12 protein-coding genes are annotated in these 12126 nt (G+C 69.1%); 6 read left to right on the top strand and 6 right to left on the bottom strand.

Features of this window, described 5'->3' with window-relative positions; genetic code table 11:
• Positions 1 to 211: 211 nt before the first annotated feature.
• From ACRC20_RS16360 to ACRC20_RS16345, 4 genes are all read right to left on the bottom strand, one after another.
• Complete coding sequence (locus ACRC20_RS16360; RefSeq protein ID WP_438687452.1) at positions 212 to 1279, bottom strand: hypothetical protein; 1068 nt, start codon at positions 1277 to 1279, stop codon at positions 212 to 214.
• Entirely contained in the window at positions 1269 to 3062 is a 1794-nt protein-coding gene (locus ACRC20_RS16355) for an HSP90 family protein (RefSeq protein WP_438687451.1), read from the bottom strand. The genes ACRC20_RS16360 and ACRC20_RS16355 overlap by 11 nt, the downstream gene beginning before the upstream one ends.
• A 25-nt stretch (positions 3063 to 3087) precedes the next feature.
• Entirely contained in the window at positions 3088 to 4368 is a 1281-nt protein-coding gene (locus tag ACRC20_RS16350; protein ID WP_438687453.1) for a class I SAM-dependent methyltransferase, read from the bottom strand.
• An 82-nt stretch (positions 4369 to 4450) separates the two neighbouring features.
• Positions 4451 to 5869, bottom strand: a complete 1419-nt coding sequence (locus tag ACRC20_RS16345) for an FAD-binding oxidoreductase (protein WP_438687450.1) — start codon at positions 5867 to 5869, stop codon at positions 4451 to 4453.
• An 82-nt stretch (positions 5870 to 5951) separates the two neighbouring features.
• Here ACRC20_RS16345 and ACRC20_RS16340 point away from each other — a divergent pair, with 82 nt between their 5' ends.
• Positions 5952 to 6392, top strand: a complete 441-nt coding sequence (locus ACRC20_RS16340; RefSeq protein WP_438687449.1) for an SRPBCC family protein — start codon at positions 5952 to 5954, stop codon at positions 6390 to 6392.
• Here the strand turns inward: ACRC20_RS16340 and ACRC20_RS16335 are convergent.
• On the bottom strand, positions 6389 to 7198 hold the full coding sequence (locus tag ACRC20_RS16335; protein ID WP_438687448.1) for an alpha/beta fold hydrolase: 810 nt from the start codon (positions 7196 to 7198) through the stop codon (positions 6389 to 6391). The two genes, ACRC20_RS16340 and ACRC20_RS16335, sit on opposite strands and share 4 nt — an antisense overlap.
• Positions 7199 to 7227: 29 nt before the next feature.
• Here ACRC20_RS16335 and ACRC20_RS16330 point away from each other — a divergent pair, with 29 nt between their 5' ends.
• Both ACRC20_RS16330 and ACRC20_RS16325 read left to right on the top strand, forming a co-directional pair.
• On the top strand, positions 7228 to 7872 hold the full coding sequence (locus tag ACRC20_RS16330; protein ID WP_438687447.1) for a TetR/AcrR family transcriptional regulator: 645 nt from the start codon (positions 7228 to 7230) through the stop codon (positions 7870 to 7872).
• Positions 7873 to 8088: 216 nt separating this feature from the next.
• On the top strand, positions 8089 to 9585 hold the full coding sequence (locus tag ACRC20_RS16325; protein ID WP_438687446.1) for an amidase: 1497 nt from the start codon (positions 8089 to 8091) through the stop codon (positions 9583 to 9585).
• 33 nt (positions 9586 to 9618) lie between these two features.
• On the opposite strand, the gene ACRC20_RS16320 is transcribed toward ACRC20_RS16325, so the two are convergent.
• Entirely contained in the window at positions 9619 to 10137 is a 519-nt protein-coding gene (locus ACRC20_RS16320; RefSeq protein ID WP_438687445.1) for a DUF1697 domain-containing protein, read from the bottom strand.
• 76 nt (positions 10138 to 10213) lie between these two features.
• On the opposite strand from ACRC20_RS16320, the gene ACRC20_RS16315 reads away from it, so the two are divergent.
• From ACRC20_RS16315 to ACRC20_RS16305, 3 genes are all read left to right on the top strand, one after another.
• Positions 10214 to 10930 (top strand): YbaB/EbfC family nucleoid-associated protein, encoded by a 717-nt coding sequence (locus tag ACRC20_RS16315; protein WP_438687444.1) that lies wholly within the window; start codon positions 10214 to 10216, stop codon positions 10928 to 10930.
• Between the two features lie 32 nt (positions 10931 to 10962).
• Positions 10963 to 11574: a recombination mediator RecR gene (recR, locus tag ACRC20_RS16310; protein ID WP_438687443.1), complete on the top strand. Its 612-nt coding sequence runs from the start codon at positions 10963 to 10965 to the stop codon at positions 11572 to 11574.
• Between the two features lie 216 nt (positions 11575 to 11790).
• Positions 11791 to 12075 (top strand): hypothetical protein, encoded by a 285-nt coding sequence (locus ACRC20_RS16305; protein ID WP_438687442.1) that lies wholly within the window; start codon positions 11791 to 11793, stop codon positions 12073 to 12075.
• Positions 12076 to 12126 lie beyond the last annotated feature (51 nt).

The following is a 12126-nucleotide window of genomic DNA, read 5'->3' as shown; positions in this document are numbered from 1 at the left end:
CGAAACCTTGTCCACATCCCCACTGATCTTGTCCAAATGCCCCGAAAGCTCGTCACACGCCTTCCCAATCGCCCTCACCGACTCCTCGCTGACCGACACACCAGCCACACGACACCTCCTTCACGATCAAAAAAACAGCAACCCGCTACATCCAGGTTAGACGCAGCGCCGTCCGTCGAAGTTCCATCGAATCGCGAAACCGTCCGCCCGCTCACACCGCCAGCCATTCTCGCACCCCGTTGGACTGCTCCAGGCTCTGGTTCCGCTCGTCGAACTGGGCCGCGATCGCGAACGCCCGCGCCGCCAGCTCGTCCCCGAGCTCCGACACCTCCGTCTCGCCCGCCGGACGGCCGCCGTACGCGGGGCGGCGCACCAGCTCGCCCTTGTGGCCCCCCGCCGCCGCGACCCGGAACGCGACAGCGCACGCGGTCGACAGGCGCATGTCCTCGGACGGGGTCGCGACCCCGTCCAGCCAGTCCAAATGCCGCACCGCCAGCTCGAACGCCCGGTCGGCCTCGCCGACATGCGCGCAGAACTTGATGTGCTCGGAGACCAGGCCCGTCTCGAAACGGTTGTCCTGCACAGCCGGGTACGCGGCGCGGTGCGCGCGCATGCCCTGGTCGGGCCGTCCGATCTTCAGGCACGGCTCCAGGAGCATCGTCATCATCGCCTGCGGCTCCGAGACACAGCGCTTGCCCGAGTCCAGCGCGGCCCTGGCGATGCGCACCGACTCCTCGTAGTCGCGGGCCCAGTTGTGGTACGCCACCCGCGCGGTCGGGTCGCACACCGTGCAGTTGGACAACGCGCCCCTGGTGCTCAGGCCCCAGAGCCGGAACTCCTCGGCCGCCGTGCCCGGATCCCCGATGTGCTGCGCGAACTGGCAGCGGTACTGGTGCACGGGCTGCATCGACTGCCCCGCCTCGCGGAACCGGCGCTCCATCTCGTCGTGCATCGCGCGGCCTTGCGCGAGCGGGATCTGCGGAAACCTGGTGAACCCGTGCGCGATCCATTTGAACGCCCACAGCAGCCGGAACTCGTGCTGGCGCTCGCCCCGCTCGTAGGCCGCGAGGCACCAGGCGAAGGCCGAGAACAGCTTCTCCGGCTCGCCGCCGAAGGTGTACGCCTCGACCAGCCGGACGCGCGTCGCGTGCTCCACCGCGTCCTCGCCTTGGGCCTGCGCTTTGGCCAGCACCAGCTCCATCGCCTCGATCTGGGTCCGACCATGGCCGAGGCCGACGGCCTCCCGCAGCTCGACCAGCAGTTCTTCTTCACCGCTCATCGGAGCCTCCTTCGGCCAAGGCCAGCTCCACCAAGCCGAGGAACGAGCGGTTGAGCAGAGCCGAGTCGGCTCCTCTGAGCGGGTGCTGGCCCAACAGCAACGCGTGGCCGTAGACGCCCTCGAGCACCGGGCGCAAGAGCTTGGGCCGGTCGGCGAGCCCGGCGATCTGCTCCACCAGCGGGTTGCGGAAATTCAGCACGAGCTGCGGGCCTCCCGCCGCAGGTTTCTCGAACACGGACAAAAGCTCCGACCACAACTCGTCCATCTGCGACTGGCCCATCAGCCCTTTGGTCGCCCGCACATCGCTCTGGTGCGCGGCGGCCCGGTCAAGCAGATACAAGGCTGCGACCCCGGCGGGCTCGAAGCTGCGCACCACCACCTCGCAGCCGAGCGGCCCGAGGATCTGGCCCGCGGCCGCGAGGAAGGGCACAAGCGCCCTGGCGAGCTCCGGTTCGAGCTCGTCGAGCCGCGTGGCGAGGTCGCCTGGGCCGATCCTGCGCGCCGAGAACGCGGGGTCGACCCTGGCGTAGCGCTCGACCAGCTCCGCGTCGTAGGCGTAGCCCGCGTTGATCAGAACGATCCCCTGGGCTGCCGCGATCTGGGAGAGCTGGCGGAACTCGTCCAACCGGGGCGTGTACCCGATCGTCCCCTCCCCCTCGGCCAGCTCGGCGAGCGTCATGGGGCCATGGCTGGTCTGCAACGGCCAGAACCGCCCGATGATCCGCAACATCTCGTCGTCGTGGACCGCCAGCGCCTTGACCCCGAGATAGTGCGCGTCCAGGAAGGCACGCAGCCTTGCAGGCTCGGCTGCCGAAAGGCCGATCAGCCAGGACCGCAGACGCGCCCCGAGCGTCTCGCGCACGCTCGCCAGGAGCTCGTCCTCGTAGAGGGCCTCGCGGTTGGCGGTCGGGCGCAGCTCCTCCGCGTTCACGACGCAGCGGACAAAGAACGCCCAATCCGGAAGCAGCCGGTCTGCCTCCTCGGCGAGCAGCATCCGCTTCACGTAGACCCGGTGCCCGCCGGATTGCGCGGGGTTCGCGGTGTGCCCCAAGATGTACGCGACCCCGGTCAAACCCGCCTCCGGGGCTTCGAGCTCCACGAAGTCGAACGGGGTGAACCCCAGGACGTCCTGGGCGTAGCCGACGAGGTCCGCCGCCCGCCGCCCGGTGCTGCGCCCGTCTTTCTCCCACGGCAGCCCGCCTCCTGCGACACGCTCGCCGTTGACGGCGACCGGGTACGGCAGCATCGAGCCGAAAAGCGCCACGACGTCGCGGACAGTGCGCGGGTCGAACCACTCGCCCGCGCCGGGGCGCGCGACGAGCCGGACCGTCGTGCCGACCTCGTCGCGCTGCGCGGGCTCAGTCGAGTACGACCCTTCGGAGCGGCCGACCCACCGCACCGGCGGGCTGCCCGCCGCTTTCGTCGTGACCTCGACCTCGTCGGCGACGAGGAACGCGGAGAGCAGGCCGACGCCGAACTGGCCGAGGAACTCGTGCCTCGCGAAGCCGAAGTCGTCGCGCTTCGAGCTGCGCCCGATGGTGGCGAGGAACTCCCGCACCTGGTCCGCCGCGAGGCCGATCCCGGTGTCGGCGACGGTCAGCGCGCCGCCCGTCGCGTCGATCCGGATCTCGGCCGGCGCGTCCGGGTCCAGCGCGCGGCGGGCCGTGATCGCGTCGACGGCGTTCTGCAACAGCTCCCGCAGGTAGACCCTGGGGCTCGAGTACAAATGGTGGGAGAGCAGGTCGACGACCCCGCGAAGATCGACCTGGAACGTGTCGTCCATCGCGAGCCAGTGTACGGCCCGCTCGTCATGGCCGCCACCAGGGGCGCAGCGGCAGCGCAGCCCCTCCGCGCTCGTCGGTCTTGACCGCGAGGACCTGGTGCAGCTGGATGTTGTTGCGCTCGAAGTTCAATCGCGAACCCGCGAGGTAGAGGCCCCAGACCCGCGCGGTGCCCTCGCCGACCTCGGCGACCGCCTCGTCCCAGCGGTCGGCGAGGTTGCGGCACCAATCACGCAGCGTCATCGCGTAGTGCTCGCGCAGGTTCTCGCTGTGGCGGACCTCGAGCCCGGCGTCCTGGACCTCGACGGTGATCCGCCCGGAGCTCGCGAGCTCCGCGTCAGGGAAGACGTAGCGGTCGATGAACGACCCGGCGCGGTTCACGAGCTTGCTGTCCGGGCGGGTGATGCAGTGGTTGAGCAAGAGGCCGCCGGTCTTGAGCTTGTCGCCGAGGAAGGCGAAGTACGCCGGATAGTTCGCCACGCCGATGTGCTCGGTGAGCCCGATGGAGGAGACCGCGTCGAAGCCCCCTTCGGCCACGTCCCGGTAGTCGCCGTGCCGCACCTCCGCGAGATCCCCGAGGCCTTCGCGCTCGATCGCCTGCTGCGCCCACTGCGCCTGTTGCGCGGAGAGCGTCACCCCGAGCGCTTTGACCCCGCGCTCGGCGGCGTGGCGCACCATGCCGCCCCATCCGCAGCCGACGTCGAGCAGCCGGTCCCCCGGCTTGAGGGCCAGCTTGTCGAACACGAGCTGGTACTTGTGCTCTTGCGCGGCTTCGAGGGACGCGTCGGCTTCGGGATAGCAGGCGCAAGTGTAGGTCATCGACGGGCCGAGCACGTGCTCGTAGAAGGTGTTGGACACGTCGTAGTGGTGGTGGATCGCCTCGGCGTCGCGCGCCTTGGAATGCCGCAGGCCCTCGGCGACCCGCCGCCAGCGCGGGCGCGCCTCCTGCGGCGGCGGCGTGATTGGGGCCAGCGCCCTCGGCCCGAGCGCCGCGACGGTCCTGAGCAATTCCACCGCCGACGGCGGATGGAACCGCAAATTGTCCGCGAGCAGCCGCAGCGCCTCGTACGGGTCGCCTTCGCGCACTCCGGACAAGCGCAGCTCGCCCGAGACATAGGCGCGGGCGAGCCCCAGCTCGCCGGGCGCGGTGAAGAGGTAGCGGGCGCCCCGCTCGCTCGTGAGATGGCAGCCGTAGCGGGCGTCGGGCGGCCCCGCCGAGCTCCCGTCGAAGGCGGTGAACCTCAGGTCCAAAGCCCCGGGGCCGCCTGGCTCGCGCGCGTTCTCCCCGACGCCCTCGTCCGGCAGCATGTAGGAGGCCAGCAGTTGCGCGAGCCCTTCCGCTTTCGTCTTGGACAGTGTCGTAGTCATCGCGCGCTCCTCAGCCACATGCTCATTTGTTCCGGACTGTCTTCTGGTACAGCGTCAAGAATCTGCCCTCCGGGTCGTATCGGGCCTTGAGGTCGCGGTAGCGCTGCCCGCCGTACAGCTTCTCGAACTCCTCGGGCGTGTAGAACGACTCCGAGTACAGCGACTTGTGGCCGGAGAACTCCGCCACGGCCCGTTCGACCAGTCGGTTCGTGCGGCTCGGGTCGCCGGGGCTCTGCGGCACCGCGGACCAGAACCCGATGTTCACCCATGTCCTGCCCGACTCCAACGGGTAGAGCGTCCACGGCTGCGCGGGGTCCGCGCCCGCATGGGGCTCGCGCAAGACGATCGGGCAGAGCCACACCGGCGCGATCCCGGTCTCGCCGAGGAACCACTCCACGAACGGGGCCAGGCGGTCCACCGGCACCTCGACGTCTTGGACGACCCGCTCCAGCGGCAGGCGGCCCGCGCGCCGTTGGAGCCGGTCGGCGATGTGGAACCGGCGGTCGAGGGCGACGAGCTTCCAGTACACGCTCGACCGCCGCCACCGCCTCGGCCACAACCGCCGGACGACGGGGTGCTGCGCCCCGAAGGCCCGCGAGCACCAGAACCAATCCGTGTCCCAGCGCCACAAGTAGTCGTGGATGGCGAGCCGGTCGCGCTCCACCCGGCCTTCCGCCCCGTGCCGGATCGACTGGTAAAAGATCTTCCGGCCGGTGTAGTCGCTGGTCGGCCCCGGCTCCTCGGTCTGCCTGCCGAGCACGAGGTAGGCCTCCTCCGGCGAGAAGACCACCCCGTCGACGTAGTCCACCGCTTCGCGGTCCCAGGCCCGCTCGGCGCAGATCGCGACAATCGCCCCGCTCAGCTCATCGAGATTGGAAAATCGGACCGAGCGCACCGCGACATACCGCGCCACCTGCTCCAACTCGATCTTCAACCGGGTGGCGTAGCCGAGCGTGCCGTAGGAGTTCGGGAAGCCGAAGTACAAATCGCTGTGCTCGCCCTGCGCTATGCCTCCGGGGCCGGCGGGCCCGGGCCGCGCCGTGACGATCTCGCCCGTCGGGGTGAAAATATCGAGTTCCAGAACCGACTCGTGCGGCAGGCCGTTGCGGAACGAGGCCGACTCCACCCCGAGTCCGGTGACCGCGCCGCCGAGCGTGATGGTCTTGAGCTGCGGCACAACAAGCGGCGAGAGGCCGTGCGGCAGGGTCGCGGCGACCAGGTCCTCGTACGTGCACATCCCGCCGACCTCGGCCGTGCGCGCCTGCGGGTCCACATCGAACACCCCGGAGAGGCCGGAGACGTCCAGCCCCGGCGCGGCAGGCTTGGCCCTTAGGCGGAAAAGGTTCGACGTCTGCTTCGCAAGGCGCACTGGCTCCCCGGCGGGGATCCGCCGGTACGAGTCTGCGAGCCGAAGCAAACCGGCCTCATAATCGACGGCCATATCTCCACGGTAGCCACTCCGCGCGCGCTCTGCCAGAGGAATGTGGCAGGCTCGCGCCAAACCCACCGGCTAGGATGGGGCCATGGGACAAGTGAAAGCCGAAAGCAGCCTGGTCATCGCGGCGAGCCCGGAGGCGGCCCTCGCCGCCGTCGCCGACTATCGCGAGGTCCGTCCCGCGATCCTGAGCGAGCACTACCGGGACTACCGGGTCCTGGAGGGCGGCACGGGGTCTGGCACGGTGGCGCAGTGGACGCTGCAGGCGACCAAGTCCCGCTCCCGCGACATCAAGGCCTCGGTCGCGCTGGACGGCTCGACGGTCACCGAGAAGGACGCGAACTCCAGCCTCGTCACCGTGTGGAACGTCGTCCCGTCCGGCAGCGGGGCCTCGCAGGTCACGGTGACGACCACGTGGAACGGGGCTGGCGGGATCGGCGGGATCTTCGAGGGAATCTTCGCGCCCCTCGGCCTGAAGAAGATCCAGGGCGAGGTTCTCGGCAACCTCGCAAAGCGCCTCGCGGCCTAACGCCCGCCCGTCCGAGGGGCGAGCGCGTCGATCAGACGGCTGAGCCCGCCAGGGTCTTCGACATGGGCGAGATGCCCCTGGCCCGGGAATTCGTGGACCTTCGCTTCAGGGGTGCGCCGCCGGACGTCGTCGAACGCAGTCCCGTACGGGGCCGTTCCCCTGTTCCGTCCGCCGACGACCAAATCGACCCGGCCTGCCCGCAGCCCCAAAGCCTGCGGGACCGGGGCTGTGTTGAGCGCGTCGAGCTCGGCGTGCAGCGGCTCGGCGAGCGAGCGCAGGCCCGCCCACACCTCATGATCGGCCCGCAAGGCCTCCACATGCGCTTCGGAGAAGCCGGAGACTTGCCGGTTCACGATCTCGACGCTGCGATCCCAGTCCTTCTGCTCGTCCGCCGCCTTGAGGCCGGCGAGCGCGTCGGCGGCGAACGGGCCCAGCACCGGCTCATAGGCGATCACGTGCCCGAGCGGACGGCAGTTGGCCGCCAGGAGCACGGCCAAGGCGCCGTAGCTCCAACCGAAGACCGTGTCCCAGCCGCCGAGCTCGTCCAGGACCACGCCCAGGTCCTCCACCTCCCTCTGCAACGAATACTCGCTGGTCAAAGGACCCGATGGCGCACGCCCCCGACGATTGACCACCGCCACCGACGGCCAAGCCGCCACACCCGCCGCGACAGCGCGCCATGTGTTCGCGTCGCTCATCACGCCGGGGAAAACGACAATGCCCGCAGCCGCCGGGTCCCCGTACACGTCGACCACGACCCAGCTGCCCTGGCCGACCGGTAGTTTTTTCTGTATCGTTCGCTCCATAACACAAATTATGGAGCGAACGATACAGAATGCAAGCCGACCCTGGCCGCAACCGTGGCCGACCACGCGCCTTCGACCGCGACCAGGCGGTCCTCGCAGCCGCCCGCCTGTTCTGGCGGCGCGGGTATTCCGGCGTCTCGACCAGGGCTTTGACCGAGGCCCTCGGCGTCTCCGCCTCCAGCCTGTACACGGCCTTCGGCAGCAAGGCCGGGCTGTTCGAGGAGGCAGTGCGGACCTACGCGGAGCGGTACCGGGAGATCTACCAGCGCGCCGTGCTGGAGAAGAACGCCGAGGCAGTCGTCGAACGCGTCCTCGTCGACTCGGTCCATGAGTTCACCCAGCCAGCTGCCGCGCACCCCGGATGCCTCGTCAGCAGCGCCGCGATGGCAGACAGCGCGGGCACGCTCGACACCAGCGCCTATATCGCCGAGCTCCACGCCTCGAACGAGCGGACGCTGCTCGCGCGCCTCGAACAGGCGGGCCGGGACGGGGCGCTGGCGGACGGCGCCGACCCCTCGGCGCTGACCGGGCTCGTCCAGGCCGTCTGGCACGGGTTGTCCGCGCAATCCAACCTCGGCTCCGCGCGCGAGGAGCTGCTCGCGACGGCACGGCTCGCCCACACACTGCTCCGCCGCCAGCTCGTGCCCCTGCCGCGTGAAAACCAGGGCGGCTAGGTGTTTGCGGGCCAAGACATTGGCTAGGTGTTTGCGGGCCAAGACATTGCCGACAGCGCGCCGCCCCGCTGGGATGAGCGGTGGCACCGGTTCCAATCACGGCGCTTCTTGCGGTCGACACTCCGATGTGGCCTCTCGCCGGGGAGCCCTCGGCTCGTTTCGGTTGCGAGGAGCGGGATTTTATGGCCTCCGCAGAGGACCGTTAGCGTCGAAATCATGGAATGGAATTTTCGGTCGGCCAGTGATCTGGCGGCCGCGTTACGCGCTGGCGAAGTGTCCTCGGCGGAATTGACCGACGCCGCGATCGCTGGGATTGAGCGAGACGACAAGGCAATCAACGCGATCTGCGTGCCTGACTTCGATCGTGCGCGGGCGGCGGCCCGGCATGCCGACCGGGCACGCGGCCGGGGTGAGGATCGGCCGCTGCTGGGAATTCCGGTGACGGTCAAAGAGTCCTACAACATGGTCGGGCTGCCCACGACCTGGGGCATGCCGCAGTACCGGGACTATCTACCGCCCGAGGACGCAGTACAAGTGTCGCGGCTCAAGGCCGCAGGCGCGGTCGTGCTCGGCAAGACCAATGTGCCCCTAGGACTGCAAGACGTGCAGAGCTTCAACGAGATCTACGGCGCCACCAACAACCCGTGGAATCGCAGCCGCACGTCGGGCGGGTCCTCCGGCGGCTCGGCCGCGGCCCTGGCTTCCGGCTTCGGCGCGCTCTCCATCGGCTCCGACCTCGCCGGTTCGCTGCGCGTCCCCGCGCATTTCTGCGGCGTCTACGCGCACAAGCCGACGCTCGGGCTGGCAGCGATGCGCGGCATGGTCCCGCCGCCCGCGCCGGCATTGCCTGCCGAGGCCGACCTCGCTGTCGTCGGCCCGATGGCGCGCACTGCCCGTGACCTCGCTCTCCTGCTTGGCGTGATGGCAGGACCGGACCCGCTCACGATCGGCGTCGCGCACGAGGTGGCGCTGCCGCCCGCGCGCCACGAGGCGCTCGGCGACTTTCGAGTCTTGGTCCTCGACCAGCATCCACTCCTTGCGACGGGGGCCGCGGTTCGATCGGGCGTCGACCGAGTGGCCGACGCGCTTGCCGACAGCGGCGCCCGCGTCGAGAGGCACAGTCCGCTGCTGCCCGACCTTGCCGAGGCCGCGTCGCTGTACACGCAATTGCTGTTCTCTGGCTCCGTGGCGCGATTTCCCCTCGACACGCACGAGCAGTTGCAGGCCCGCGCAGCCTGCCTGAGCGCGCACGACCACAGCCTCGACGCGGCACGGCTGCGCGGCATGGTCTTGAGCCACCGCGATTGGATCGAGGTGGACAACCGCCGCGAGATCCATCGCCACGGCTGGCGGCAGCTGTTCGGCGAGTTCGACGCCGTCGTGTGCCCGATCACGCCGACTCCCGCGTTCCCGCACGACCACAACCCTGATCTGCTGGAACGCAGGCTCGACATCGACGGGGTCGAGCACCCGTACTTCGACCAGCTCGCCTGGGCCGGTCTGGCCACGATGCCCGGCCTGCCTTCGACAGCTATACCCGCGGGCCGATCCCCCGAGGGCCTGCCGGTCGGAGTGCAGCTCATCGGCCCAATGTTTGAAGACCGCACCACAATACGACTGGCCGAACTGCTCGAACAGCAAATCGGCGGCTTCCAGCCACCAGCCATGCTCGCCCAAGCGGCCCAACGTCGCGGCAGAGCTCTTCCAGGATGAGCCGTCCTGGTCTCCCGGACTGGTCCTTCTGGATCATGCCAAGGACAGCACCTTGCGGACCGTCCGGAGGTTCCGGGTGGTCGTGCTGGACTTATAGCGCTTCTTGCCCATCGCTTTGCCCATCTCGCCGTCGAGCGTCGTGCCCTTCGGGGTCTGCCAGTACAAGACCCCCTCCCCCCTCGCGAGCCGCTCCGGGGCTTCGAGCCGCAGGGCCGACAGCTCGTCCAGCACATCCGGATCGCAGCAGAAGACAACATACGACTGTATGTCGTCGGACTCTTCGAAAGGGAACGCCGCTTCGATCCGGGCCACCTCGGCGAGATCGTAGACCAAGACCCACGCCTCGTAGCCGAAGCCCGCGCGCAGCGCCTCCTCCACCCCCTGTTTCGCCGAAGCGAGCGCCCCCTCATGGTCGAAAAGCAGATTCCCGCTGGCGAGGATTGTTCTCACCCCCGCGAAACCCGCGTCTTCGACCGTTTGCCTCACCTCGGCCATCCGCAAGCTCACGCCGCCCACATTGACTCCCCGCAGAAACGCCGCGCACCTGGTCATGAATCCCAAGTGTACGGACCGCCGAAAACACCGCGCCTGGTATGTTTTTCGCAACGGAAGAGGAGAGTGATGACGGGTGAGCGCAAACATCCCCGATCCCCAGGCAGTGCTGGAACAGCTTGAAGAGATCAAACGCAAATACCTCGAAGCGCAGACCGACGTGGCTTCGGTGCGGGCGACCGGCTTCGACCAGGACCGCCACGTGAGCGTCACCGTGCTCGGCCTTGGCGAAGTCAGCGACATCAAGATCGATCCCTCGGCGGTGAACCCCGCCGACGTCGACGGGCTCCAGCGCAAGATCCTGCAGGCTTTCCGCAGTGCGAACAACCAGGCCCGCGACCTGGCCGCGCAGATCCTCTCCCCCCTCAACATCGACCTTCCGGAGCCCGAGCCGATCGCCACAGCGGCCGAGCCGGAACCCGAGCAGCCTGCCGCGCCGGAGCCGGCCCTTTCCGCCCCGACGCTCTCCGCCTCGTCGCTGTCGGAAGCCGTGCCCTCTTTGTCGCCGGGCATTTCCCTCTCCCCTGCCCTCGCGTCCCCGACGCCGGGGCTCTCCGCATCCGTCCCGGACTTGAGCCTGCCCGACTTGAGCCTGCCGGACTTCCCCGCGACAGCCCCCGAGGCCCCGTCCGCCGCAGCCCCTGCGGAACCGCCCGCCCCGCCCGCGCCCGAGGCGCAGACAGCGGCGGAGGCCGCAGTTCCGGAGCCAGAGCCCGTCGCAGAGCCCGAGCTCGTGGCCGCGCCGCAGCGCCCGTCGCTCGCCAATTATCAGCATCACCGGCCGCGTTGGTGAGCAGCGCAGCTTCGGCGCAGTAGAATCCTGGGGTGTTTGAAGGCCCGGTCCAGGACCTTATCGATGAGTTGAGCCGCCTGCCCGGAGTCGGGCCGAAGGGCGCGCAACGCATCGCGTTCCATCTTGTAGGGTCGCCGAAGTCCGAGATCGAGCGCCTCGGCTCGGCGCTCGCCAAAATCCGCGACGGAGTTCGCTTCTGCGATATCTGCGGCAACATCGCGGCGGAGGAGACCTGCCGGGTCTGCAAGGACTCCCGCAGAGACCTGTCCCGGATCTGCGTGGTCTCCCAGCCGAAAGACGTCGTCGCCATCGAGCGCACCAGGGAATTCCACGGCCGCTACCACGTGCTCGGCGGAGCGCTGAACCCGCTCGCGGGAATCGGCCCCGACCGGCTGCGGGTCAAAGAGCTGCTGACCCGGCTCGGCACGACCGTGGACGGCGTGACCGTCACCGAGATCATCATCGCCACCGACCCCAACACCGAAGGCGAGGCGACCGCCACATACCTCGCCCGGATGCTCGCCAACTTCCCGGACCTGGAGGTGACCCGGCTCGCCTCGGGCCTGCCGATGGGCGGGGATTTGGAGTTCGCCGACGAGATGACGCTGGGCCGAGCACTCGCCGGACGACGCACCCTCACCTAAGCAGCGGGCTCCCCGCGCAAAGCGATTTCCTGGTCGGATTTTCCACGAGAGGGAACCAGACGCTGCTCTGGCGCGTCTAACTCGAATGAGAGCGGCCCATAGGAGGGGAAGTTCTCGTCGCGCGAAGTTCAAGACAACGGAGTCTGAGCCTCAGACAACAAGACGAGCAACCGAGCGACAACCCACTTTGACACCTGTTTGAAGAAAAGGAATCGCATGAAGACCCCTGTCATCGCCGCCCTGGCCATGTCCGTCGGAGCACTCGGCTCCATCGCTCCCGTAGCTGAAGCAACCCCAGCCGCGCACACCAAGCCCGGTCCGCATGGCGGCGGCAACCTGTACTCCGCGACCTGCCACTACCTGTTGCGCCGGGGCGGCGGCACCACGTCCGGGGTCTCCTCCGCGACGCGCGAGTCCGCCGCGGCCGCCCAACAAGACGCGCGTCGGAGCGCGCCCTCCGACGCGCAGATCACCGGCTGCTCGGTGACCCGGCTGGACTAGCTCCGACAGCTGGGCTAGCTCCAAGAAAGAGGCGTGGGGGGGGGGGGGGGG

It is taken from the genome of Segniliparus sp. (assembly GCF_051660745.1).
Classification (GTDB): domain Bacteria; phylum Actinomycetota; class Actinomycetes; order Mycobacteriales; family Mycobacteriaceae; genus Segniliparus.
The sequence above is the reverse complement of the archived record's forward strand: the minus strand, read 5'-3'. Positions and strand labels throughout refer to the sequence as shown.

Coding starts and splice junctions, on each gene's coding strand:
- ACRC20_RS16350 (WP_438687453.1), bottom strand. CDS start 4,368: ATGCTGCCGGACGAGGGCGTCGGGGAGAACGCGCGCGAGCCAGGCGGC.
- ACRC20_RS16305 (WP_438687442.1), top strand. CDS start 11,791: ATGAAGACCCCTGTCATCGCCGCCCTGGCCATGTCCGTCGGAGCACTC.
- ACRC20_RS16320 (WP_438687445.1), bottom strand. CDS start 10,137: ATGACCAGGTGCGCGGCGTTTCTGCGGGGAGTCAATGTGGGCGGCGTG.
- ACRC20_RS16330 (WP_438687447.1), top strand. CDS start 7,228: ATGCAAGCCGACCCTGGCCGCAACCGTGGCCGACCACGCGCCTTCGAC.
- ACRC20_RS16355 (WP_438687451.1), bottom strand. CDS start 3,062: ATGGACGACACGTTCCAGGTCGATCTTCGCGGGGTCGTCGACCTGCTC.
- ACRC20_RS16325 (WP_438687446.1), top strand. CDS start 8,089: ATGGAATGGAATTTTCGGTCGGCCAGTGATCTGGCGGCCGCGTTACGC.
- ACRC20_RS16345 (WP_438687450.1), bottom strand. CDS start 5,869: ATGGCCGTCGATTATGAGGCCGGTTTGCTTCGGCTCGCAGACTCGTAC.
- ACRC20_RS16360 (WP_438687452.1), bottom strand. CDS start 1,279: ATGAGCGGTGAAGAAGAACTGCTGGTCGAGCTGCGGGAGGCCGTCGGC.
- ACRC20_RS16335 (WP_438687448.1), bottom strand. CDS start 7,198: ATGGAGCGAACGATACAGAAAAAACTACCGGTCGGCCAGGGCAGCTGG.
- ACRC20_RS16340 (WP_438687449.1), top strand. CDS start 5,952: ATGGGACAAGTGAAAGCCGAAAGCAGCCTGGTCATCGCGGCGAGCCCG.